This window comes from Endobacterium panacihumi (assembly GCF_050847465.1).
Taxonomy (GTDB): Bacteria; Pseudomonadota; Alphaproteobacteria; order Rhizobiales; family Rhizobiaceae; genus Neorhizobium; species Neorhizobium panacihumi.
The window spans coordinates 495,596-517,794 of the sequence record NZ_JBOZRA010000001.1; the positions used below are offsets into that span (position 1 = coordinate 495,596).

28 protein-coding genes are annotated in these 22,199 nt (G+C 59.7%); 15 read left to right on the forward strand and 13 right to left on the reverse strand.

What is annotated here, in order from left to right; translation table 11 throughout:
* The 3 genes from ACRQ1B_RS02400 (at position 1) to ACRQ1B_RS02410 (ending at position 2,599) form a co-directional block, all read left to right on the forward strand.
* On the forward strand, positions 1 to 789 hold the full coding sequence (locus ACRQ1B_RS02400) for an ABC transporter permease (RefSeq protein WP_432292068.1): 789 nt from the start codon (positions 1 to 3) through the stop codon (positions 787 to 789).
* Positions 790 to 793: 4 nt separating this feature from the next.
* Entirely contained in the window at positions 794 to 1,594 is an 801-nt protein-coding gene (locus ACRQ1B_RS02405) for an ABC transporter permease (RefSeq protein ID WP_432292069.1), read from the forward strand.
* Positions 1,595 to 1,717: 123 nt separating this feature from the next.
* Positions 1,718 to 2,599, forward strand: coding sequence for an MBL fold metallo-hydrolase (locus ACRQ1B_RS02410; protein WP_432292070.1), 882 nt, complete (start codon positions 1,718 to 1,720; stop codon positions 2,597 to 2,599).
* An 86-nt stretch (positions 2,600 to 2,685) separates the two neighbouring features.
* Here the strand turns inward: ACRQ1B_RS02410 and ACRQ1B_RS02415 are convergent, their stop codons facing one another.
* A complete protein-coding gene (locus ACRQ1B_RS02415) occupies positions 2,686 to 3,189 on the reverse strand; it encodes a pyridoxamine 5'-phosphate oxidase family protein (RefSeq protein WP_432292071.1) in 504 nt (167 codons plus the stop codon).
* 179 nt (positions 3,190 to 3,368) lie between these two features.
* Between ACRQ1B_RS02415 and ACRQ1B_RS02420 the strand changes: the two genes are divergently transcribed.
* A complete protein-coding gene (locus tag ACRQ1B_RS02420; RefSeq protein WP_432292072.1) occupies positions 3,369 to 4,115 on the forward strand; it encodes a YebC/PmpR family DNA-binding transcriptional regulator in 747 nt (248 codons plus the stop codon).
* A 52-nt stretch (positions 4,116 to 4,167) separates the two neighbouring features.
* Here ACRQ1B_RS02420 and ACRQ1B_RS02425 read toward each other — a convergent pair whose 3' ends face one another.
* The 8 genes from ACRQ1B_RS02425 to ruvC all read right to left on the reverse strand — a co-directional run bounded on the left by ACRQ1B_RS02425 (position 4,168) and on the right by ruvC (position 8,348).
* Positions 4,168 to 4,689 carry an NUDIX hydrolase gene (locus ACRQ1B_RS02425; protein WP_432292073.1) on the reverse strand — a complete coding sequence of 174 codons (522 nt, stop codon included), beginning with the start codon at positions 4,687 to 4,689 and terminating at the stop codon, positions 4,168 to 4,170.
* A complete protein-coding gene (gene ruvB / locus ACRQ1B_RS02430; protein WP_432292074.1) occupies positions 4,682 to 5,722 on the reverse strand; it encodes a Holliday junction branch migration DNA helicase RuvB in 1,041 nt (346 codons plus the stop codon). The genes ACRQ1B_RS02425 and ruvB overlap by 8 nt, the downstream gene beginning before the upstream one ends.
* Entirely contained in the window at positions 5,719 to 6,123 is a 405-nt protein-coding gene (locus ACRQ1B_RS02435; RefSeq protein ID WP_432292075.1) for a type II toxin-antitoxin system VapC family toxin, read from the reverse strand. Before ACRQ1B_RS02435 ends, ruvB begins: the two co-directional genes overlap by 4 nt.
* A complete protein-coding gene (locus ACRQ1B_RS02440; RefSeq protein WP_432292076.1) occupies positions 6,120 to 6,404 on the reverse strand; it encodes an AbrB/MazE/SpoVT family DNA-binding domain-containing protein in 285 nt (94 codons plus the stop codon). The genes ACRQ1B_RS02435 and ACRQ1B_RS02440 overlap by 4 nt, the downstream gene beginning before the upstream one ends.
* Positions 6,405 to 6,470: 66 nt before the next feature.
* Positions 6,471 to 7,085 (reverse strand): Holliday junction branch migration protein RuvA, encoded by a 615-nt coding sequence (ruvA, locus tag ACRQ1B_RS02445; protein ID WP_432292077.1) that lies wholly within the window; start codon positions 7,083 to 7,085, stop codon positions 6,471 to 6,473.
* Positions 7,082 to 7,513 carry a type II toxin-antitoxin system VapC family toxin gene (locus tag ACRQ1B_RS02450; protein WP_432292078.1) on the reverse strand — a complete coding sequence of 144 codons (432 nt, stop codon included), beginning with the start codon at positions 7,511 to 7,513 and terminating at the stop codon, positions 7,082 to 7,084. Before ACRQ1B_RS02450 ends, ruvA begins: the two co-directional genes overlap by 4 nt.
* 6 nt (positions 7,514 to 7,519) lie before the next feature.
* Complete coding sequence (locus ACRQ1B_RS02455) at positions 7,520 to 7,771, reverse strand: AbrB/MazE/SpoVT family DNA-binding domain-containing protein (protein ID WP_432292079.1); 252 nt, start codon at positions 7,769 to 7,771, stop codon at positions 7,520 to 7,522.
* A 67-nt stretch (positions 7,772 to 7,838) separates the two neighbouring features.
* Positions 7,839 to 8,348 (reverse strand): crossover junction endodeoxyribonuclease RuvC, encoded by a 510-nt coding sequence (gene ruvC, locus ACRQ1B_RS02460; protein WP_306837075.1) that lies wholly within the window; start codon positions 8,346 to 8,348, stop codon positions 7,839 to 7,841.
* A 170-nt stretch (positions 8,349 to 8,518) separates the two neighbouring features.
* Here ruvC and ACRQ1B_RS02465 point away from each other — a divergent pair, with 170 nt between their 5' ends.
* The 4 genes from ACRQ1B_RS02465 to ACRQ1B_RS02480 all read left to right on the forward strand — a co-directional run bounded on the left by ACRQ1B_RS02465 (position 8,519) and on the right by ACRQ1B_RS02480 (position 11,779).
* Positions 8,519 to 9,976, forward strand: coding sequence for a hypothetical protein (locus ACRQ1B_RS02465; RefSeq protein ID WP_432292080.1), 1,458 nt, complete (start codon positions 8,519 to 8,521; stop codon positions 9,974 to 9,976).
* A gap of 143 nt (positions 9,977 to 10,119) precedes the next feature.
* On the forward strand, positions 10,120 to 11,121 hold the full coding sequence (locus ACRQ1B_RS02470; RefSeq protein WP_432292081.1) for an LLM class flavin-dependent oxidoreductase: 1,002 nt from the start codon (positions 10,120 to 10,122) through the stop codon (positions 11,119 to 11,121).
* 90 nt (positions 11,122 to 11,211) lie between these two features.
* The gene (locus tag ACRQ1B_RS02475) at positions 11,212 to 11,436 is read left to right on the forward strand and encodes a hypervirulence associated TUDOR domain-containing protein (protein WP_432292082.1); all 225 of its coding nucleotides are present in this window, start codon (positions 11,212 to 11,214) and stop codon (positions 11,434 to 11,436) included.
* Positions 11,426 to 11,779 carry a hypothetical protein gene (locus ACRQ1B_RS02480; protein ID WP_432292083.1) on the forward strand — a complete coding sequence of 118 codons (354 nt, stop codon included), beginning with the start codon at positions 11,426 to 11,428 and terminating at the stop codon, positions 11,777 to 11,779. Before ACRQ1B_RS02475 ends, ACRQ1B_RS02480 begins: the two co-directional genes overlap by 11 nt.
* Here the strand turns inward: ACRQ1B_RS02480 and ACRQ1B_RS02485 are convergent.
* The 3 genes from ACRQ1B_RS02485 to ACRQ1B_RS02495 all read right to left on the reverse strand — a co-directional run bounded on the left by ACRQ1B_RS02485 (position 11,776) and on the right by ACRQ1B_RS02495 (position 14,898).
* Positions 11,776 to 12,708: an NAD-dependent epimerase/dehydratase family protein gene (locus tag ACRQ1B_RS02485; protein WP_432292084.1), complete on the reverse strand. Its 933-nt coding sequence runs from the start codon at positions 12,706 to 12,708 to the stop codon at positions 11,776 to 11,778. The two genes, ACRQ1B_RS02480 and ACRQ1B_RS02485, sit on opposite strands and share 4 nt — an antisense overlap.
* Positions 12,705 to 13,520, reverse strand: a complete 816-nt coding sequence (locus ACRQ1B_RS02490) for a glycosyltransferase (RefSeq protein WP_432292085.1) — start codon at positions 13,518 to 13,520, stop codon at positions 12,705 to 12,707. The genes ACRQ1B_RS02485 and ACRQ1B_RS02490 overlap by 4 nt, the downstream gene beginning before the upstream one ends.
* 157 nt (positions 13,521 to 13,677) lie before the next feature.
* The gene (locus tag ACRQ1B_RS02495) at positions 13,678 to 14,898 is read right to left on the reverse strand and encodes an NAD-dependent epimerase/dehydratase family protein (RefSeq protein ID WP_432292086.1); all 1,221 of its coding nucleotides are present in this window, start codon (positions 14,896 to 14,898) and stop codon (positions 13,678 to 13,680) included.
* Between the two features lie 122 nt (positions 14,899 to 15,020).
* Here ACRQ1B_RS02495 and ybgC point away from each other — a divergent pair, with 122 nt between their 5' ends.
* Positions 15,021 to 15,470, forward strand: coding sequence for a tol-pal system-associated acyl-CoA thioesterase (gene ybgC / locus ACRQ1B_RS02500; RefSeq protein WP_432292087.1), 450 nt, complete (start codon positions 15,021 to 15,023; stop codon positions 15,468 to 15,470).
* 5 nt (positions 15,471 to 15,475) lie between these two features.
* On the opposite strand, the gene ACRQ1B_RS02505 is transcribed toward ybgC, so the two are convergent.
* Positions 15,476 to 16,090, reverse strand: a complete 615-nt coding sequence (locus ACRQ1B_RS02505; protein WP_432292088.1) for a DUF4760 domain-containing protein — start codon at positions 16,088 to 16,090, stop codon at positions 15,476 to 15,478.
* Positions 16,091 to 16,552: 462 nt separating this feature from the next.
* Between ACRQ1B_RS02505 and tolQ the strand changes: the two genes are divergently transcribed.
* From tolQ to ybgF, 6 genes are all read left to right on the forward strand, one after another.
* Entirely contained in the window at positions 16,553 to 17,272 is a 720-nt protein-coding gene (gene tolQ, locus ACRQ1B_RS02510) for a protein TolQ (RefSeq protein ID WP_432292089.1), read from the forward strand.
* Positions 17,273 to 17,307: 35 nt separating this feature from the next.
* Positions 17,308 to 17,766, forward strand: coding sequence for a protein TolR (gene tolR / locus ACRQ1B_RS02515; protein ID WP_432292090.1), 459 nt, complete (start codon positions 17,308 to 17,310; stop codon positions 17,764 to 17,766).
* 10 nt (positions 17,767 to 17,776) lie between these two features.
* Positions 17,777 to 18,910 carry a UCP034077 family protein gene (locus ACRQ1B_RS02520; protein ID WP_432292091.1) on the forward strand — a complete coding sequence of 378 codons (1,134 nt, stop codon included), beginning with the start codon at positions 17,777 to 17,779 and terminating at the stop codon, positions 18,908 to 18,910.
* Between the two features lie 34 nt (positions 18,911 to 18,944).
* Positions 18,945 to 20,252: a Tol-Pal system beta propeller repeat protein TolB gene (gene tolB, locus ACRQ1B_RS02525; protein ID WP_432292092.1), complete on the forward strand. Its 1,308-nt coding sequence runs from the start codon at positions 18,945 to 18,947 to the stop codon at positions 20,250 to 20,252.
* 226 nt (positions 20,253 to 20,478) lie between these two features.
* Entirely contained in the window at positions 20,479 to 21,018 is a 540-nt protein-coding gene (pal, locus tag ACRQ1B_RS02530; protein ID WP_132271649.1) for a peptidoglycan-associated lipoprotein Pal, read from the forward strand.
* Between the two features lie 169 nt (positions 21,019 to 21,187).
* On the forward strand, positions 21,188 to 22,183 hold the full coding sequence (ybgF, locus tag ACRQ1B_RS02535; RefSeq protein WP_432292093.1) for a tol-pal system protein YbgF: 996 nt from the start codon (positions 21,188 to 21,190) through the stop codon (positions 22,181 to 22,183).
* Positions 22,184 to 22,199: the final 16 nt, after the last annotated feature.

Consider the following 22,199-nt stretch of genomic DNA (forward strand, 5'->3'; position numbering starts at 1 on the left):
ATGTTCATTGCTCTCGCCTCTGCCGGTTTTCGTATTGAATCGAGCTTTCGCGCCAAATTCTGGACCCTGTTGATCGGCGGCATCATCAATGTTACCGCCCGCGCCTCGATCTGGCAGTCCGTGTTTCTGTATGGTGCCGGATCGAGCGACATCAGCCTTGCGCAGATGATCACCTATTCCATTCTCGGCGCCACGCTGCTGACGACCTGGGATATCAACCAGCTGGTGCGGGAAATGCGGGCCGATATCGTCAGCGGTGATGTGGTCAATCACCTGACCCGCCCCTATCATTATCCGGTCAGCCTGTTTGCCCGCCAGCTTGGTGTGCGCATTCATGAAATGCTGATGGTCGGCATTCCCGTCATCATTCTGATGGGTGCCATATATGGTCTGACGCCGCCGGCAAGTTTTGGCCATGCGTTGCTGTTTGCCGCCTCTCTGGCGCTGTCGATTTTCCTGCTGTTCACCATTGCCATCGCGGTCCTGATGATCGGTTTCTGGATGACGGATTTTCTGACGCTCGAATGGCTGCTGCGCGGAACGCTGGCCTTCTTTTCCGGCGGGCTGGTGCCCTTGTGGTTCTATCCGGAGGCGATCGCGGATGTCGTTCGCCATCTGCCCTTTGCCTGGATCAGCTTCTATCCGCTGGCGATCTATCTCGGCCAGTTCGATCTGGCATCGAGCCTGCTTCATCTTCTCTATGGCTTGGCATGGGCGGTGATCATGGCGTGTGTGGTGGCGCTGATCTGGCGCGCCGCCTGCCGCCGCATGGTCGTGCATGGAGGCTGATGACATGCGCCACAGCCTATCGCTTTATCTTCACCTCATGCGCATGCAGGTGCGCACCCGTCTGCAATACCGCGCCAATCTTGTCATCGGCTGGGTGGCGCAGGCCTTCGGTTATGCCAGCACCTACGGAACCATCTGGATCATCGCCAGCCGTTTCGAAAAGATCGGCGGCTGGACATGGCCGGAAATTGCCCTGATGCTTGGCTTTCACACGCTTGCCTATTCGCTCGGCGCGCTTTTCACGCTTGTCCAGTTGCGGGCCATGGAAGAACTGGTGCGGCACGGAACCTATGACACGTTACTGGTGCGTCCGGTCAGTCCCTGGGCTTTTCTGGTCTTTTCCGGCATCAATATCGAATATGGCGGTCACGTCTCGCTCGGCATCGGCATGATCGTATGGGCGCTGTTTCAGCTCGGGCTCGATTGGTCCGTTGTGACGGTATTGCAGTTTGCGCTCAGCCTGGTCAGCGCAGCGCTTCTGAGCGGCGCGATGTTGACCGCGATCGCCGCGTTGGCGCTGGTGTTGACCCGTTCGCGTTACCTGTTCGGGCTCTATTTCGATTTTCTGGAAATGTCGCGTTATCCGCTCGCCATTTTTGCCATGCCACTGCAGTTCCTGCTTCTCTCCATCGTGCCTTTGGGGTTCATGGGCTATGTGCCGGTGGCAGCCCTTCTGGGCAAGCCGGTTCCGTTTATCGGCGATGCCGCGCCGTTTGCCGCCATCCTTGCCGGTCCGCTCATGGTGGTGGTCGCCATGCTGGTCTGGCAGGCCTGCCAGCGGCGCTATCAGGGTGCCGGCGGCTGAAGGGCAATGACTAAAACGTGACGATCGCGATGTCATAACCGGCTGGACCGATCCAGACACTTCCCGCATCTTTCCGTTCATGGACGGGTCGCGAGAGCGGCAATGAACCGAGCGGGGAGTGGCATGATGCTGCGGGCATTCGCATTCGTTCTTTCCATTCTGGCCACAGCCGCAAATCCGGCTCTGGCGCAATCGCCGATCCAGCCGAGAGGCGGCGGTGACGGGCTTCCGGTCAGCCAGTGCCAGGCGATCGCGCAAGGCCTCCCGCGCGCCACCTACGCCAATTTTTCGCCATCCGCGTCGCTACCAATCTGGAAGGCGCAGGCGAACAGCAGGCTGGCGATGGCGGACAAGGAACAGGTAAAAATCACCTTTGTCGGCCATTCAACCTATTTCATTGAAACACCTGGCGGCATCGGCATCGCCACCGATTACAGCGGTGTCTATAAACCCTATCGCCTGCCCGACGTGATCACCATGAACCGGGCGCATTCCACCCATTACACGCTGACGCCCGATCCCGGCATCAAGACTGTGCTGCCGGGCTGGGGTGAAGTACCGGGGGAAAAGGCGCAGCACAATGTTTTGGTCGGTGATGCCTATATCCGAAATGTCGTCTCCGATATCCGCAACTGGGGCGGCGGCATCGAGGAAAACGGCAATTCCATCTTCATTTTCGAAGTGGCGGGGCTTTGCATCGGCCATCTCGGCCATCTGCATTTCGAACTGAACGAGCAGCAATATACGCAGATCGGTCGGCTCGACGTGTTGATGGTGCCGGTGGATGGCGGCCTCACAATGGGGGCCGATAGCATGAGCCGAGTGGTGCAGCGGCTGCGCTCGTCGCTGATCCTGCCCATGCACCGGTTTGGCCCGCCGCTGGATGCGTTTCTGTCCATGTTCGATACGAAATTCGATATCGCTTATGCCAAGGATGACGTGATTTCCGTTTCGATGAGAAGTTTGCCAAAAAAGCCAACGATTTTGGTGCCGAAGGGTTTGTAGAGCCTCTCCGTCGTCATCAATAACCATTAAAAAAGCCGCGAACTTTTTCGTTCGCGGCTCCAGCCATTAGGGGATCCAGCCGGCGTTTACGCGAACGCCAGATGCTGCTTTACGCCCACTTCCGGCATCTTTTCGTCCGAATAATTCGCCTTGGCGATTTCCCAGCCGAATTTCAGCTTGCTGTCGGTGGAGGCCCAGATGTCGGCGTCATCGACATGCATGGCGATCATCGTCAGCTTCGGATCGGCCTTGCCGTCCTCGTACCAGGCGGCGGTGACGCTGCTCCAGTATTCCTCGATCTTGGCAGGATCGGCGCGCAGTTCCAGCGTGCCGCCGAGGCTGGCATGGTAATCGTGGTTCTTGCCGACCACGCAAAAATATCCACGTGTGCCGGGGCGGATGGCCTGCGCCAGATCCGTATCGGTCTTGGTGAAGAACCAGATCGTGTTGGTCTTCGGGTCGGCATGCGGCGCCATCGGCTGCATGTGCGCTCGAGCGCCTTCGATGCCGAGCATGCCGGCGTGGATTTCGGCGATCTCGTCCCAGAGCTGGCGGGCGGGGGCTTCGCGGGCTTCTGTCAGGCTTGCCATCGGTGTTCTCCTCTTGGTCGGGATCATTTCTGTTCGCAGCGAAAAACGACGCGACCGGCGGCTTTGTTCCTCGAAAAGGCCGGGAGACGGTAACGGCCTGAGACAGCCGCCCCCTCTTGAACAGCACAGCCATCGAAACTATAAGGCGGCCATTCCATTATAAATGATGCAGGGGTGCCATGGCTGGCCATTCACAGTTCAAGAACATCATGCACCGCAAGGGCAAGCAGGACGGTATCCGTTCCAAGATGTTCTCCAAGCTCGCGCGTGAAATCACGGTTGCCGCAAAGACGGGTCTGCCTGACCCGACCATGAACGCAGCACTTCGTCTGGCCGTGCAGAACGCCAAGGCGCAGTCCATGCCGAAGGACAATATCGACCGCGCCATCAAGAAGGCCTCGGGCGCCGATGCCGAGACCTATGACGCGATCCGTTATGAAGGTTACGGCCCGGGCGGCACGGCGGTCATCGTCGAAGCGCTGACCGATAACCGCAACCGCACGGCATCCAACGTGCGTTCGACCTTCTCCAAGGCCGGCGGCGCACTCGGCGAAACCGGTTCGGTCTCGTTCTCCTTCGACCATGTCGGTGAAATCACCTACAAGGCTTCTGTCGGCGATGCCGACAAGGTCATGGAAGCGGCGATCGAAGCCGGTGCCGATGACGTTGTTTCGGACGAAGACGGCCACACGATCTATTGCAGCTTCGAAGACATGAACGAAGTGTCCAAGGCGCTGGAAGGCGTGCTCGGCGAAGCCGAGACCGTCAAGGCGATCTGGAAGGCGCAGACACCGATCGAGGTGGACGAAGACAGGGCACTCTCGATCATGAAGCTGATCGAAACGCTGGAAGACGATGACGACGTGCAGAGCGTCTATTCGAATTTCGAAGTGTCCGACGAAGTCATGGCCAAACTTTCGGCCTGAGTTTTTCAGGATTTTGAGATTGCGATCGGGGCCGGAAGGCCCCGTTTTGCGTTTATGCCTTCACGTCCAGATCGCCATCCCGCCAGACCACATGACGCGGCGACGCCGGCAGGGTCTCGATCTCGTCGGCGATGAAATAGGGTGGGATATCGAGTTCCTTCAGCGCCTCAGATGTCGCCTTTACCCATCTGAATTCGAGCTCATGAGTATCGATGACGCGATGGACGATATCGCTCTCATGGAACGGAAAACTCTCCGGCAGTTCCATGCGGTAATAAAAACCGAGTTCGTGCCAGTCCTTTTCCTCGTAATGGAAGAAGTTTTCGACCACCCAGAGAAGCGGGCCGATCTTGGCGGTCACGCCGAGTTCCTCGACCATTTCGCGTGCCAGCGTTTCCTCAGAGGTTTCGCCCATTTCGGCGCGGCCGCCCGGAAAGGTCCAGAAGGTTTCGTGTACGGCGCGGTGGACCAGCACATGGCCCTCGCGAAAGGCGAGGCCGGCAATGCGCATCTGGAAGACGCGGCCCGGCCTGAACTTCTTGCGGATACGTAGGTCCTGCGGTTTCTTACTCATCTTCCAGGCTCATGCGAAACTGTGCTGCTTCCATTTCCTTGGGCGGCTGAAGCCCGAGATGTTTCCAGGCGTTGGCCGTCAGCACGCGGCCGCGCGGGGTGCGCTGGATAAAACCCTGCTGGATCATGTAGGGCTCGATAATGTCCTCGATCGCGTCGCGCGGTTCGGACAGGCCTGCTGCAATCGTTTCGATGCCAACGGGACCGCCGGCGAAATTCACCGCGATCATGTTGAGATAGCGTTTGTCGAGCTGGTCGAAACCGGCGTGGTCGACATTAAGGCGCACCAGTGCCTCGTCGGCGATTTCCTTGGTCACGGCCTCGGCGTGCGCCACTTCGGCGAAATCGCGCACGCGGCGCAGAAGACGGCCGGCGATGCGCGGCGTGCCACGGGCGCGGCGGGCGATTTCGCGGGCGCCGTCGTCCGTCATGGCAAGGCCCATCAGCCGGGCGCCACGGCGCACGATGCCTTCCAGTTCTTCGACCGTGTAGAAGGACAATCGCACCGGGATGCCGAAACGATCGCGCAGCGGTGTGGTCAACAGGCCGATACGGGTGGTGGCGGCGACCAGCGTGAATTTCGACAGATCGATCTTCACCGAGCGTGCGGCCGGGCCTTCGCCGATGATCAGGTCGAGTTGAAAATCCTCCATGGCCGGGTAGAGGATTTCCTCGACGGCCGGGTTGAGGCGGTGGATTTCGTCGATGAACAGGACGTCGCGTTCTTCGAGATTGGTCAGAAGTGCCGCCAGATCGCCGGCCTTGGCGATGACAGGGCCGGACGTGGAGCGGAAATTGACGCCGAGTTCCTTGGCCATGATCTGCGCCAGCGTCGTCTTGCCCAGCCCCGGCGGGCCGACGAACAGGACGTGATCGAGCGCCTCGCCACGGTTCTTCGCCGCCTCGATAAAGATCTTCAGATTAGCGCGGGCCTCCGCCTGGCCGGTGAATTCATCCAGCGACTGCGGACGCAGCGCCGTGTCGAGGTCTTCGCCCCGCTTTTCCGGCGAGATGAGGCGGGTATCGTCTGTCATGCGAGCAGTTCCATTCCGGGCACGCGGCTGGCGGCCTTTTGGTCGAAGGTTTTTATCGATGTGCAGCCTGCGTCGAGCGAGCGTGCCGCGATCAGGGCATCGGCGAAGTCGGCTCGTTCCCTGGTCGCTTGTCGCAACGCTTTTACCACGAGATCGTGATGTTCAATCATCAGTCCGCGTGTCTGCAGTAACTTTCCGATAGCGTCCATGGAGGCTTGTCTGGAAAACCCAAGTCGCGACCTTAGCGCCCAATCGAGTTCAACGATCCCGATGAGCGTCATATATCCGGTATGCTTTACGCCCAGACCCTCCGCAAACCGTAATGCCGCGCGTCTTTGCGCAGGATCGTCATTGGTCAAAAGGCGGATGACCACATTGGTCTCAAGCCCGATCATGATCATGCGGCGACGTCGGCGTTGTCGTCATCCGTATCAAGCGCATTGTCGCCCGCGGCTTGGACGATTGCCGTGTCGATCTCCTCGAGCGTTGCAGGACCATTCGGCGGGTCCCCGAGAAAGCCGGCCAGATCCTTGAAGTCAATATTTTTCGGCGTCACGATGACTTCGCCATCCACGACGCTGTAGATCAGCTGGTCGCCCGCCCTCAGGTTGAGCGCTTCGCGCATCTCTTTAGGAATGGTAACCTGTCCCTTGGCCGACAATGTTGCTTCCCATGCCTTCATTGGATTGCTCCCATACCGTCTTCCGAAGAATAGCAGATTTTCCGACGGATGCCTATTCGTCGGATTTTACCGCGCCAGTTCCTTCAATCCCAGCCTGATCAGTTTGGCACTGTCGGCACCTTCGCCCGCCGTCTTCATGGCAGCCGCCACCGCATTGGCGGCCTGATCGCGCGAATATCCGAGATTGGTAAGCGCCGAGACTGCATCGGACACCGGCGCGGAGGCGACACCTTCGCCGAGTTCCTGCTTGAAGCCGATATTGCCCGAAGCCTCGCCGGCGAATGCCGGAGCCTTGTTCTTCAGTTCGGTCACGAGACGCACCGCCACCTTTGGCCCGACGCCGGGCGCGCGCGAAACAACCGTCTTGTCCTGCAGCGCGATCGCATTGGCGAGTTCGGATGGGGTGAGGGTGGACAGCACCGCCAGCGCCACCTTGGAGCCGACGCCCTGCACGCTCTGCAGCAGGTTGAACCATTCGCGTTCCAGCGCCGAAACGAAACCGAACAGCTTTAGCTGGTCCTCGCGGACATAGGTTTCGATGAACAGGATCGCCGCCTCTCCGACATTCATGCGCGACAGGGTGCGTGACGAGCAGAAGGCTTCGTAACAGACGCCATGCACGTCGATCAGCACATGGTCGTCGCCGATCTCGTCGATAGTGCCTTTGAGCTTGCCGATCATGTGCTGGGTCCTGAGATAGGGTGGGTGTCGGGGGAGATGATGTCGAGCGACGGAAAATAGGCGCGGTAACCGGATGGATCGCGGGTCAGCAGCTTGTAGCCGCGCACGGTCGCATGCGCACCGATCAGAAAGTCGGGCAGAACGCGGTCGCGTCTGCCGCCCGCCGATCGACAGCGGCGAAAAGCATAGGAAGCGGCGAATGCCGCCGGCCAGGGCAGGTTTTCGCGCGTGAACTGATCGCGTGGCAGAAGTGCTTCGACCGTGTCGATATCGTCGTAGCGATAGGAGAATTCGGAAAAAATGATCTGATTGATCACCACGCTGCCACGCTTCATGGCCGCCAGCAATTGCGCGCGCGACCAGTCCAGCCATGCGGCATCGCGCACGGCGAGATCCACCAGAATATTGGTATCGACCAGTGTCGTCATGTCTCACTACCGGTCGCGGGTGACGCGCATGAGTTCATCGGCATCCACGGACTGATCACCAGTGCCACCCAGTTGGTCGAGCGTTGTAATGAACCGGTCCAGACGTGCACGGTCGGCTTCGGCCGTCACGCCATGCTTGGGCGTGATGGTGATGACGCCACCCTCGACGCCAAAGATGACCTCGCTATTGGGCGTTATGCCTGCCAGTTCGCGCAGGTCGCGGGGTATGGTTACCTGTCCTTTGGATGTGACGCGCATGGCTTTGCTCCTTCGAGTAAGAATTTATCTTACCTTGAGAACAAGTCAAGAACAAACGTGCCGGAACTCACCCCGCCAGTGCTTGGCGCATGCGGTTGCCGCCACGATTGTGGGCGTGACAGATGGCGATGGCGAGCGCGTCGGCTGCGTCATTGCCCTTGAATTCCACCTTGGGCATCAGGATTTTCAGCATCATGTGGATCTGCTTCTTGTCGCCGTGGCCGACGCCGATGACGGATTTCTTCACCGCGTTCGGTGCGTATTCGGCCACCGGCAGTCCGGCGCGGGCCGGCACCAGCATGGCAATGCCACGAGCCTGACCGAGCTTCAGCGTTGCCACCGCATCCTTGTTGACAAAAGTCTGTTCGACGGCAGCCTCGTGCGGCTGGTAGCTGTGCACGACCTCGGCGAGGCCATCATGCAACTGGCACAGGCGCGAAGCGAGATCCATGTCGCCATCCGAGGTCACGGTGCCCGACGCCACGAAGCGCAGCGAATTGCCGAGCGTTTCGATGACGCCCCAGCCGCAACGGCGAAGTCCCGGATCGATGCCGATAATGCGAATCGTCTGTGTCATGCCGTGTACCCTATCGCGCCTGCCGAAAGCCGGCCAGTCAAATGCGAACAAACCAAAAACACGGCCCGTATTAACGTCCGGTTAATCCTCTTCCAACGGCGTTTGAAACTTCGTCCGTATATCAGTCGTTGCTGATGTAAATCCCGAAACGGTGACGGGAGGAGGAGGTCATGATGACGATAGTGAAGCAGTTGCGGGCGCGGCCGGTTCAGGTCCTTTCCGTTCTGTTAATATTGAATGCTCTGGCTGTCGGCGCCATGATGGCGCAGGCGGCTCCGGTCGACCATGCGGAGGGGCCAAACATTCTGGTTCCGCTCATGGGCGCCTCGGCGCTGTTGCTCACTCTGGCGGCGCTGATCGCGGTGGCGCGGCTGGTGCGCGATCCGCTCGAGCGACTGGAGATGGCCTTGCGCAAGCTAAGCGCGGAAGTCGCGCGGGGAGGGCAGCCGGTCTCGGGCCTCGGGCTGCCGCTTGCCTGCAGCGGAGACCTGACCGCCTCGATGCGGTCTCTCCTGCGACTGCGGCAGGTGGTTGCGGATCGTAACCGTAAAGCAGAGCAGCAGGAGCAGCACCGACGCTCCGCCGAAGATCTCCTGGCCTCGCAAGTGTTGAGGCGGTCGTCCGAGGAAGATGTGCGCCATGCCGCCGTTGCCGAACTGGCCGATGGCTTGCGGCGTCTGGCAAACGGCGAACTCGGCATGCAGCTGGAACTTGCCATGCCGCCGGAACTGGAGCCGGTGCGCCTTCATTTCAATCGCGCCTCGGTGATGATTGCCGAAAGCATTGGTGGCGATGGCAGTCATGCGGCCATCGTCCGCGACACAGGCATTGCGCTTGCTGCAAGCACCGACCTTGCCAAACAGGGCGCCGATCAGGCCAGCGGCATTATCGAATTGCGCCGTTCCGCCTCGATACTTGGGCATGGTGCCGCGGCACGTGCAGAAGAGGCGCAGGAGCTTGCCGCACTGGCGGCGTGGGCGCGCGCGGAAATCCTGCAATGCGCACAAACGATCGCATCCGCCAGAACGGCTGTGGATGCCGCCGCGAAAGCCTCGGCGGAAATGAATGAGACGGCGGATAGCGTTAGGGATATCCTGCGCGAAACCAGCTTTGCCTCGCTCAACCTCGGCATCGGCGCCGTTCAATCAGGTGAAGCGGGACAGGATATGGCTGCCTTGCTGGAGCAGGTGAGGGCGCTTGCCGACCGGGCCGCCCGTGCTGCGGGCAAGCTGTCGGGCGTGACCGTGCCCAATATGGCCAAGACAACTGCGGCCTCCGCTGCCGTGGAAAAGGCGTTGGTGGATATCGAGGCGGTTGGCCAGCAGATCGAAATTTTTGAAGATCGCGCCGCCATTCTGGCCCGCGCCGGTCACGAGGATGCCGCCGTCATCGGAGACGTGGAACTGGTCGCGCGTGAGCTTGAAGCGGGTGCACGCGGTCATGCCAATACGGTTGAAAGGACCGTGCTGGCGATGAGTGCCCTGTCGCGCAGCCTTGGTCGCCTTGAGCTGAAGCTTGCCCTGTTTCAGCAGGCCACACCGTCGCTTCCTGCCTTTCCGCCGATGCCGACGCCCGCCAACACATCCCGTCCGTCGGGGCCGAGGCCTTATCTGCGCCGCGTCAAATAGCCGCCGCCGCTACGACAGTTATGTGACGGCGATCTGGCGAAAATCAATTCGGGGGCCTTAGCATCTGGGCTAGGCTTCCCTACATGGGAGATGCGGTGGATCATCGTCCGCCGCATTTTCATGTTTGCCAGCAGGATTTCGTCATGATCCCATTTTCCATTCTCGATCTTTCGCCCATCGGCGAGGGCAAGACCGCATCCGACGCGCTCGAAGAATCTCGCCAGTTGGCCGTAAAAGCCGAGGATGAAGGGTATAAACGTGTCTGGCTGGCCGAACATCACGGCATGCCGGGCATTGCCAGCGCCGCCACCGCTGTCGTCATCGGCCATATCGGGCAGGCGACCAAACGTATCCGCGTTGGTTCCGGCGGCATCATGCTGCCCAACCACTCCCCGCTTGTGGTGGCCGAACAGTTCGGCACGCTGGAAGCGCTGTTTCCGGGACGCGTCGATCTTGGCCTCGGTCGTGCGCCGGGCACAGACATGCGCACCGCGCAGGCGCTTCGCCGCAACATGGATGCCGGGGTCGACAATTTTCCGAACGACATTCTCGAATTGCAGCATCTGTTGAGCACGCCGCTGGAAAACCAGGCCATCCTTGCCATTCCGGGCGTCGAAGCCAATGTACCGGTCTGGCTGCTCGGCTCCAGTGTCTACAGCGCGCATCTCGCAGCGGCACTCGGCCTGCCTTATGCCTTCGCCTCGCATTTCGCGCCGGACATGCTGTTCGAGGCGCTTTCCATTTACCGCGAACGGTTCCAGCCGTCTGCCATGCTCGACAAGCCTTATGTCATGGTTGGCGTCATGGGTGTGGGCGCGGAAACCGATGAGGAGGCAAAACGCCTCTTCACCTCATCGCAGCAGCAGTTCGTCAATCTGCGCAAGAATGTGCGCACGAAATTTCCGAAGCCGGTGGCCAGCATGGACGGGCACTGGACCGAGGTCGAGCGCATCAACGTCGATCATACGCTGCGTTTCGCCGCCGTTGGCTCACCGGCAACTCTGGAAAGGCAGCTTGGGGAATTCCTGACGGACACGGCAGCCGATGAGTTGATCGTTTCCATGCCGGTTCACGATCTCGGTGCGCGCCTGCGCTCCGTCGAGATTTTTGGGAATCTGTCGATGATGCAGAAGATCGGCGACTGACCCGACTTTTCCGATAACGCCTTGGCCGGAACAATCCCGGCCGGGGCCAGTTTCGCCCATGTGAGACATATCTCGCAAAGGAAGCGAAACATGAGACAAATCCGTGCCGGCACCAGGGTTGAATGGACTTGGGGTGCCAATAGCGCCGAGGGCAAGGTTGAAAAAACCTTCACCGAAGACGTGTCGCGAAAGATCAAAGGCAAACTGATCAAGCGCAAGGCCGATGACAAGGAACCGGCTTACCTGATCCGTCAGGAAGGCGGCGACCGTGTGCTGAAAAGCCGGTCTGAAGTGAGGCCTGCCCATGACAGATAAGCATGCACCCGGTAACCTTCAGTACGTTCCGCCCGAACCGGTTTCGCAGGCCGCTCGAAAGGGGCTGGCGCTCCGGCAAAAATTTCATCGTGGCGGCACAATGGTGGGCGTTGCCCGCGCCCGTGACCTCAAGAACCGCAAGCCGCTTTCCGACGATGTAATGAAGCGCATGGCTGCGTTTTTTGCCCGCCATAACGTCGATAAACGCGCCGAAAATTTTGGCAATGATGATGATCCGTCCGCCGGATATGTTGCGTGGCTGCTCTGGGGCGGCGATGCGGGAAAAACCTGGGTGGAAGGGCAGAGGCAGTCACGGCGGCAGAGGCCTGTGAAAGCGCATTAGGGACGTGAAAATCCAATCGGTCTGGCGAGAGATTGCACGGTCTCCTCAAGCCGTGACCGTCCGCCCGGCTGCCAGCCCAGTGCTTTGAGGCGCGCCGTGTCCATGGCGTTTACCGATGCATGATCGGCGGGCGCGGGCGCAGGATGTCGCACACCGCTTACCTGCGCATACAGCGACAGGATTTCGTGCGTGTCGACGATCATGTCGGATACGTTGAACGCCTTTCCCCTCACCACATCGGCATTCCGCCCCAATAGCAGACGGATCGCTGCTGCCAGATCATCGCCATGGACCTCGCTTCCGGCGCGCGACGCGACCATCTTGCCAGCACGATAATCTTCGAACATCGCGTCCCATTTGTTGGGGCGGTGATGGCCGTAAACGCCGGTGGCACGCAGGCTGGTGGTGATGAAACTGCTGGAGGAAAGCGCCGCAAGTGCCTGTTCCGACTCAAGCTTGACCTGACCGTAGAGACTATCCGGCGACAGGGGCATCTCTTCTCTCAGCACGCTGCCAGCCGGCCGGCCATCATAGACGGCACGGCTGGAGAGAAAGATGCAGCGCTTGACGCCGGCCGCCTTGGCATCCTCGAACAGCTTGACGCTGCCGTCGTGATTGAGGCGTCGGAACCGCGCCGGATCATCACCTTCGCCGCCCCGGTAGCGGCCGGGCAGGTGGTCGAAGGCGAGGTGGATGAAGGCGTCGATGCCGGCGAATGTTTCGCGCTGGTCGAGCGTCGGGTCGAGGGTGAGGTTAGTGAAGGATGGCGTGTTTGGAAAGTCCCCCACTGGCCTGCCGGCCATCTCCTCCACAAGGAGGGAGATCGACGGAGAGCGCCCGCCTACAAGCACCTCATGTCCGGCGCGCAGCAATCCATCGACGACATAGCGTCCGACAAGCCCCGTTCCGCCGGAGACAAGTACCTTCATTGCGGCCGGTCCGAGGGATTTTCGAGCGCCGAGATATCCGGCACTTCGCGACCCTCGTGGAATGCGTGCCAGAGGTCGATCAGTGGCCGCAGCTTGTCCGCCTTCGGATGATCCGTTTCCCACGGTTTTTCATACTGGTAATGCAGCACGCAGATGCTTTTCCAATCCCACAGGTCCGGCAGGGCGAACCACACATATTGCAGCATGTTCATCGTTACCGGCAGGCCGTGCCAGTCGGGGAAAAAATGTTCGAGAAACGTCTGGTCGGTACGTCGCCAGAAGGCGTCCGGCACGTCGAGCGCCGCAAGCATGGCGTCAAATGTTTCGAGCGAGGGTTTGGCGACAAAAACGCCGGAATTCATCCGGTGAAAATCGCCAAGGCCTTCATAGACATTCGGCGCAGCGCAGAATTCCGGATAGGAAAACAGCTTGTCGATGTTTTTGAGCACGAGTGCATCGGCATCGATGAAGATCACGCGTTCGTATTCGGTCAGCTGCCACAGGCGCAGCTTGCAGAAATTGTCGAGCGGCGTGTGAAATTCCGGCTTGCGGCCCTTGGTGAAGGGGGCGGCGCCATGCAGGTTTTTACGGGCATGGCGTTCGTTGAAGTCGTCTGACAGGGGAAGATGTTCGACCTTTATGAGGCGGCAGCCGAGTGCCGTCAGCGTCAACAGGTCGAGATCGGAGACGGCGCCGGTATGCAGCACGACGATATCGGCATCCGTGCCGGTATGCAGGATGGAGCGGGCGAGTGCCGTCGCGCCCATGGCGTAGTCTGCATTGGTGACGAGCGTGACGAAGGCGTGGTTCATGGTGTGGCGGCGTCCCCCAATAGTCCCAACGGTCGTCATGCTCGGGCCTGACCCGAGCATCTATCACCGTCGAATGCTCTTCAACATGCTTGGATCCTCGGGACAAGCCCGAGGATGACGGCGAGGGGAAATTCTGTTCCCCAGTGCAATGGTCTTCTTACGAAACCGACTTCAACCTCTTGCCCTCCGGATCATGCTCGATCTTGGCGGCGATATCCTTCGTCCATGCGGAAACGGCCGGAACGCGTGTACGATCAACACGATAGGCGTATTTCTTCGCAACGTCGACGATTTCCGCCAGCAGGCCCTCGCCAAGCGTGGTGGGCTGCAGGCCGAGCCCCAAAAACTTGTCGTTCTTGACGACGAGATCGTTTTCCGGCGCTTCCTTGCGCGGGTTGGGCAACCAGGCGATGTCCGTGCCGCTCATTTTCGAAATCATCTCGGCCAGATCGCGAACGCGGTGGGTTTCCGTCATCTGGTTGAAAATTTCGACGCGGCTGTTTTTGGCCGGCGGGTTGTTGAGCGCGATTTCGATGCAGCGCACCGAATCCTGAATATGGATGAAGGCACGCGTCTGGCCGCCGACCCCGTGTACGGTGAGCGGATAACCGATCGCCGCCTGGATGAGGAAACGGTTCAAGACGGTGCCGTAGTCGCCGTCGTAATCGAAACGGTTGATCAGCTGCTCGTGGCGGCGGGTCTGTTCGGTATGCGTGCCCCAGACGATGCCCTGATGCAGGTCGGTGATGCGCAGGCCATCGTTCATGGCATAGAAGGCGAACAACTGCTGATCGAGCACCTTGGTCATGTGGTAGATCGAGCCGGGATTGCCCGGATAGAGGATTTCCTGCGAAACCGTGCGGCCGTCCATCGTTTCGATGCCGACCGGCAGATACCCTTCCGGGATCGCCGCACCGACGGTGGAATAACCGTAGACGCCCATCGTGCCGAGATGCACGAGATGCGCATCGAGATCGAGCTCGACCAGTGCATTCAGGACGTTATGCGTCGCGTTGACGTTGTTGTTGACGGTGTAATTTTTGTGGCGGTCGGATTTCATCGAATAGGGGGCGGCGCGCTGTTCGGCGAAATGCACGATTGCGTCCGGGCGGTTTTTTGCCAGCCAGCCCTTCAGAAGCTCGTAGTCCTTGGCGATGTCGATCAGGTTGAAATGGATGCGGCGGCCCGTCTCGTTATGCCAGATGCGGGTGCGCTCCTGTATCGAGTCCATCGGCGTCAGCGACTGAACGCCCAATTCGGTATCGATCCAGCGGCGGGAAAGGTTGTCGAGGATATGGACGTCGTGTCCGGCATCCGACAGGTGAAGGCAAGTCGGCCAGCCGACAAATCCGTCGCCGCCCAGAACTGCAATCTTCATGATGATGTCTCCGCTGGTTTTGACAAAAATTCCTGATAGGGAAGTTTCGTGACAGGCAATAAGGCGTGATGTGTTGTCCCTCCCTTATGAAGGGCGCAACATGAAAATTCCAAGGCATATCCATGACTGAGCACAGTTTTTCGCTTTCAGGCGAACTTATCGAAAATGGTCACCGTCTGGTGCAGCGGGTCTATTACGAGGACACGGATTTCTCCGGCCTGATCTATCACGCCCGTTATCTGCACTTTCTCGAGCGCGGCCGGTCCGACTATCTGCGCTGCCTCGGTTGCGAGCAGAGCCAGTTGATTTCGGTCGATGACGAGGGGCTTGTTTTCGTCGTTCACCGCATGGAGATCGACTTCAAGCAGCCGGCGCGGATGGATGATGTGATCACCATCCAGACGATCACGGAAAAGGCCGGTGGCGCCAAGATGGTGCTCAATCAGGAGATCCGTCGCGGCGATACGTTGCTGATTTCGGCCAAGGTGGTGATCGCGGTGATCAACAAACACGGTCGCCCGAGACGGCTGCCGGAGACGATTGCGGAGAAGTTTTTGGGCAAGGCGGGGTAGGGGGCTCAGGCTGGTGGAGAGGATTCCCACCGGCGAACGAGCAATTCAAACTCCCTGTAGATTCGGTCGCTGCCAGCTTTCGTTCTGACGGCATAAATGTACGGACTGAGGACCTTGAAGTCGCGTATCATGGTCGATCTGTGCCACTGCTTGACGAACTCCTCGTCGATGACGTTCTGTTGAATGGCGATGGCCGTCAGTTCGTAATCGTTCATGATGTTGCGAAGCGCCTCGCAATAGGCTTTTGCCTCGGCAAATTCATGCTCGTCCGGCAGAACGAAATGGCTTGGATCGAGACCTTTTCTCTGAATGGTCAGATACGTTTCGCGGGCAGCAATGTAGTCCTTGTCCCACTGCTTCTTGGCGATGGAATCGTAGGCTGCCTTGACCTTGGCATTGCGTGTCTGGGCTTCGATGGAAAAGCTGGCAAACAGAAAGCCGCCGAGCATGGCGGTCAATGCGCTGATGAGCACGGCTATCGGGGGCAGAATGCCCTGATAGAAGGTCATCGCGGCGGGATAAAAGGTTTGTAGATAAAGAAAAGCCGCTCCGGCGATCAACGGCGGCGCGGCGACTGCGGTAAACGCTGGTCCGCTCAGGCGGTGGCTACCGATCTTCATTTATTTGCCGATGACGCCGCCCCAGCCTTCACGAGCAATCGTTCGATTTTTCAACATCGTAGGCCTCCTGATCGTTCGAGTTGCGTACATTGCTGATGCCAGATGGTAGTATTTCGGTTGCGAATTGCAACCAATTTCGTTCGCAGTGGATTTCGACGCTCAGACCCGCCTTTCGCCATCACGTCGGTCCTCACGCGATTTTTACGAGTCATCCCAAGGAGATGGCTGAGTTCATTGTAACCCTTTCTTAACGATAATCATGTCTTACTAAAGCGTGAGGAATTTGTGCGACGCACGCCTTCCTTTGACCAAATTTGAAAGCGAGAAGCCATGCTGAAAACCTAGGGTATCTGGGGTCAGTCGGTTTCTTTAGCGAACAGACACATACTCGCGAGAGCGCGCTTTTGAACCCGCCCGGTCTTTGAACAAGCCGGGCGTTTGGATTCGGGGATTGAGAGTTACATGGAACAGGTAGCGTTGGAAGCTGCGACACACGATGTCAGTCTGTGGGCGCTGTTCATGCAGGCCGGCTTGATCGTCAAGCTGGTCATGATCGGCCTTTTGTTCGCGTCCGTCTGGACCTGGGCAATCGTCATCGACAAATACATCAACTTCGCCAAGGCCAAGCGCCAGTTCGACCAGTTCGAGCAGGTGTTCTGGTCCGGTCAGTCGCTGGAAGAGCTGTATCGCACCCTGTCCGATCGCCAGAATGTCGGCCTTGCCGCCATCTTCGTCTCCGCCATGCGTGAGTGGAAGAAGAGCTTTGAGCGCGGCGCCCGTTCGCCGATCGGCCTGCAGATGCGTATCGACCGCGCCATGGATGTGACACTGGCCCGCGAAGCCGAAGGTTTCGAAGCCCGTCTCGGTTCGCTTGCCACCATCGGTTCGGCCGGCCCGTTCATCGGTCTGTTCGGTACGGTCGTCGGTATCATGACCTCGTTCCAGGCGATTGCCGGCTCGAAGTCCACCAACCTAGCGGTTGTTGCGCCGGGTATCGCCGAGGCGCTTCTGGCGACGGCTATCGGCCTTGTTGCCGCTATCCCGGCGGTTATCGCCTACAACAAGTTCATGGCCGATGCCGGAAAACTGTCTGCGCGCATGGAAGGGTTTGCCGACGAATTTTCGGGCATCCTGTCGCGCCAGATCGATGAAAAGCTGCAGCCGCGTCAGGCCGCGCAGTAAACCCAACGGCGCAACGCGTTCAAGGAGCATAACCCATGGGCATGTCGGCCGGAGGTGCAAAAGGTGGTGGTGGCGGTCGTCGCGGCGGTCGCCGTCGTCGCGCAGGTGGCGGCGCCATCAGCGAAATCAACGTGACGCCGCTGGTCGACGTCATGCTCGTTCTGCTTATCATCTTCATGGTGGCCGCACCGATGATGACAGTCGGCGTGCCGATCGACCTGCCGGAAACCCAGGCGAATGCCATGAATTCCGATACGCAGCCGATCACCATTTCCGTCAACCCGGCGGGCGAAATCTATCTGCAGGAAACCCCGATCGGCATCGATGAAGTCGTGCCGAAACTCGAAGCCATTGCCACGACCGGTTATAACGAACGCATCTATGTGCGCGGCGATACCGCTGCTGCCTATGGTATCGTCATGAAGGTCATGGCCCGTGTATCGGCGGCCGGCTTCAAGAATATCGGTCTGGTGACCCTGCAGGAAACGCAGTGATCGGGGTGCCATGAAGACCAGTCTCGGCACATCCTTTGCTCTTCACTCCGCGGCACTGGCCTTTGCGCTGGTGTCGATAGGCGCGCCTGCGCCCATGGAAGTGGCGCCGGTCGAGGCGCTGCCGGTCGATATCGTGCCGGTGGAATCGATCACCCAGATTCAGGAAGGCGACAAGAAAGCTCCGAAGGCTGAAAAGTCCGCGCCCACCCCGACCAAAAAGCCGACCAATGTGCCGGATGCGCAGAATGTCGGCGACAATTCCGTCGACCTGAAAAGCGCGCCTGTCCCGGTCGAGCGGCCGGTCAAGACCGAATCCGCTGCTGCGCCGCCGAAAGTGGACAAGCCGATGCCGGAAACGGCGAAGGAAAACAACGAGGTCAAGGACGTGGTGAAGGAAGAGACCGCGCCAAAGCCGGTCGAAACCGCATCGCTGCCGCAGCCGAAACCTGAAATCCAGCAGCCGACCCCAAAACCGCCGGAACCGACGCCGGCACCTGCCGAAGCCAAGACCGAAGAAACGCCGCTGCCTTCCAGCGTGCCGCTTCCGGCTGCGCGTCCTAAGCCGGAGCCGCCAAAGGAACAGGCAAAGCCCGTCGAAAAACCGCCGGAAAAGCCGGTCGAGAAAAAGCCGGAGACCAAGACGGCTGAAAAGACCCCGGACAAGAAGCCGGCCGAGAAGAAGCAGGAAACCGCCAAGACCACCAAGGCGGGCGACAGCAAGTTCAATCCGGACGATATCGAGAATTTCCTGAATAAGCAGGATGCACCGAGCAGCGGCGCGAAATCTTCGACGCAGACGGCAGCACTTGGCGGCAAGAAGACGACGGGTGGTCAAAGTCTCAGCATGTCGGAGATGGATGCTTTGCGTGGCCAGATCCAGAACAACTGGTCGACCTTTGCCGGCATCGAAGGCCTGCAGGGCATGATCATCACCGTCAGCTTCAGCCTCGATGAAGGCGGCAATATCGTCGGCAGCCCGAAGGTCTCCTCGACGGGTGGGTCCGATACGGCGCGCCGGACGATGGAAGCCAGTGCCCGCCGCGCCGTGATGAAGTCGCAGCCCTTCCAAGGCCTTCCGGCCGATAAATATGACACGTGGAGCGAGGTCATCGTCAATTTCGATCCCTCGGATTTCGCGCTCTAAACAGCTGAAAGCGTAGCTGAAAGGCTTTAGTACCATGATGAAACGTTCTTTCATCCGTCTCGTGATCGCTCTTGCGGGCATGGCCGTGATGTTTTCGACCTCGGCCCAGGCTGCCGTGACGATCAACGTCAACAAGGGCCGCGTCGAGCCGCTGCCGATTGCGATCACGGATTTCCTGTCCAATGATGCGCTTGGCCCGCAGATCTCCCAGGTCATTGCTGCCGACCTGCAGCGCTCCGGCCTGTTTGCGCCGATCAACAAGGCGGCGTTCATCGAAAAGATTTCCGATCCGAACCAGCAGCCCCGTTTCGAGGACTGGAAGGCCATCAATGCGCAGGCCATGGTTTCCGGCCGCATCACGCGCGAAGCCGACGGCCGCCTGCGCGCCGAATTCCGCCTGTGGGACACGTTTGCCCAGCAGCAGATGACCGGCCAGCAGTTCTACACCCAGCCGGACAACTGGCGCCGGGTCGCTCACATCATCGCCGATGCGATCTATCAGCAGATCACCGGTGAAAAGGGCTATTTCGACACGCGCGTCGTGTTCGTGCAGGAAAGCGGACCAAAGACCGCCCGCCAGCGTCAGCTGGCCATCATGGACCAGGACGGTTTCAACGTGCGCCCGCTGACCAGCGGCAAGGACCTGGTTCTGACGCCGCGCTTTTCGCCGAGCCGCCAGGAAGTCACCTACATGTCCTTCGAAGGTGACCAGCCGCGTGTTTACCTGTTGCAGCTGGAAAGTGGCCGCCGTGAAGTCGTCGGCAATTTTCCGGGCATGACATTCTCGCCGCGCTTTTCGCCGGATGGCCAGAAGGTGATCATGAGCCTTCAGCAGGAAGGCAATGCCAATATCTACACGATGGACCTGCGTTCGCGCACCACGACGCGTCTCACCAACACGGCAGCCATCGATACGGCGCCGTCCTATTCGCCGGATGGCCGTCAGATCACCTTTGAAAGCGACCGTGGCGGTCGCCAGCAGATCTATGTGATGAATGCCGATGGCTCCGGCCAGAACCGCATCTCCTTCGGCGACGGTTCCTATTCGACGCCGGTCTGGTCTCCGCGTGGCGACCTCATCGCCTTCACCAAGCAGTCGGGCGGAAAATTCTCGATCGGTGTGATGAAACCGGATGGGTCGGGCGAACGTATCCTGACGTCGGGCTTCCACAACGAAGGCCCGACCTGGGCGCCGAACGGCCGCGTGCTGATGTTCTTCCGACAGAATGCCGGTGCCGGTGGGCCGCAGCTCTATTCCATCGACCTGACCGGTTACAATGAACAGGCCATCAAGACCCCGACATTCGCGTCCGACCCGGCCTGGTCGCCGCTGATGGAATAGCATGCAGAACGAGGGAGGCGGGAAACCGCCTCTTTTCAATTGTGAAGACGAGATACCTATTGTGAAGATCAAAGAGGCGGTCGCCGCCTCTTTTCCGTCGCAATGTCCTGAAAAAGGCCAGAAAGGGACATTGGTGACGGATCGTTAACCATAACCGTTTGCCGGCGGTTAACCGAGAAAGGTTAGGGTCCGGCAACCGTAAAGTTTATCCAAGGAGAGACCGGCCATGAGCCGCATTGAGACCCAGGCGATGAGCCGCATGCAGACACTTGCCCGTAACCCGGCCGTCATCGCACTGACGCTCGCTCTTGCTCTGGCCGGTTGTGCCAACAAGAAGAACATGCCGAACAATGCCGGTGATCTCGGCCTGAACGGCGGCGCTGGTGGTGCAGCAACCCCGGGCTCCGCCCAGGACTTCACCGTCAACGTTGGCGACCGCATCTTCTTCGATACCGACTCGACCTCGGTTCGCGCCGATGCGCAGCAGATCCTCGACCGTCAGGCTCAGTGGCTGCAGCGTTATCCGCGTTATGCCATCACCGTCGAAGGTCATGCCGACGAACGCGGTACCCGCGAATACAACCTGGCACTCGGCGCACGCCGCGCTGCCGCCACCAAGGAATATCTCGCATCGCGTGGCGTACCGGCCAACCGCATGCGCACGATCTCCTACGGCAAGGAACGTCCGGTCGCCGTTTGCGACGACATCTCGTGCTGGTCGCAGAACCGTCGCGCCGTTACCGTTCTCGGCGGCGCCGGCATGTAATTCGAATTGCTCCGTCAGTTTCGGGGCACGAAAAGTTGAAGGCGGCCCTCGGGTCGCCTTTTTCGATTCACCTTAGTTTGGCCGAGTTTCACTTGTTTTTTGCGGTCAACTAACAAAATGTCTGCTGACGCCAATCCGGCGTAGCTTCAGATGATTCGGGATCGACGATATGAAGAAACTTGTCTTGGCAGCGATGCTGGGGCTTGCCGCCGCAGGCGGCCAGGCGGAGGCGTTCACGCTGCCGTTTCTGAACCATGCGGACAAGGCACCACAGCAGGCACCGGTCGTGCTGGCGCAGGCCGGTAACGAGGCGGTCCGTGTTCAGCAGCTGCAGGAAGAAATCCGTCAGCTGAACGGCCGCATCGAGGAAATGAGCTTCCAGCTGCTGCAGATGCAGGAGCAGATCCGCAAGGCCCAGGAAGACAACGAGTTCCGTTTCCAGGAGCTTGAAAAATCCGAGGGTGGTGGTTCCGGCAACCGTCCCGCCGTCGCTGCCGCTCCGGCAGATGGCTCAAAAAAAAACGATGAACTCAGCCAGATCATCGAACAGGATCCGGGGATGAACGGGCAGGGGGCGTCTTCACAGGCGCCGTCGTCTCAGAATTCCGGCCGGGGAACGGCCGCCCCGCCACCGACCACGCTCGGTTCGATCGAGATGGATCAGTCGGGCATGCCCAAGGGCGCGACGATGAACCAGAACGCCAACAATGGTTCGCGCAATCTGCCGGGTGTGGATAGCGGTTCGTCCAGCAGCCGCGGCGGCCAGCAGACGGCCGGGCTGACCAATGAGAGCGATGCCTATCGCGCCGCCTATGGCCACGTCCTGTCAGGTGACTACAAGATCGCCGAACAGGAATTTACGGACTATATCTCTGCCCATCCCAAGGCCGAACGCGCTGCCGACGCGAATTTCTGGCTTGGCGAGGCCCAGTATTCGCAGGGCAAATACAGCGAAGCCGCCAAGACATTCCTTGATGCCCACAAGGCGTTCGGCACCTCTCCGAAGGCACCGGAAATGCTGTTGAAGCTCGGCATGTCGCTTGCCGCACTCGACAACAAGGAAACCGCCTGCGCGACCCTCAAGGAAGTCACGCGCCGTTATCCCAATGCCCAGCGTGCCGTGACCACCAAGGTCAGCAGCGAACAAAAGCGCCTCGGTTGCTGATGCGGCCCGCGCCGTG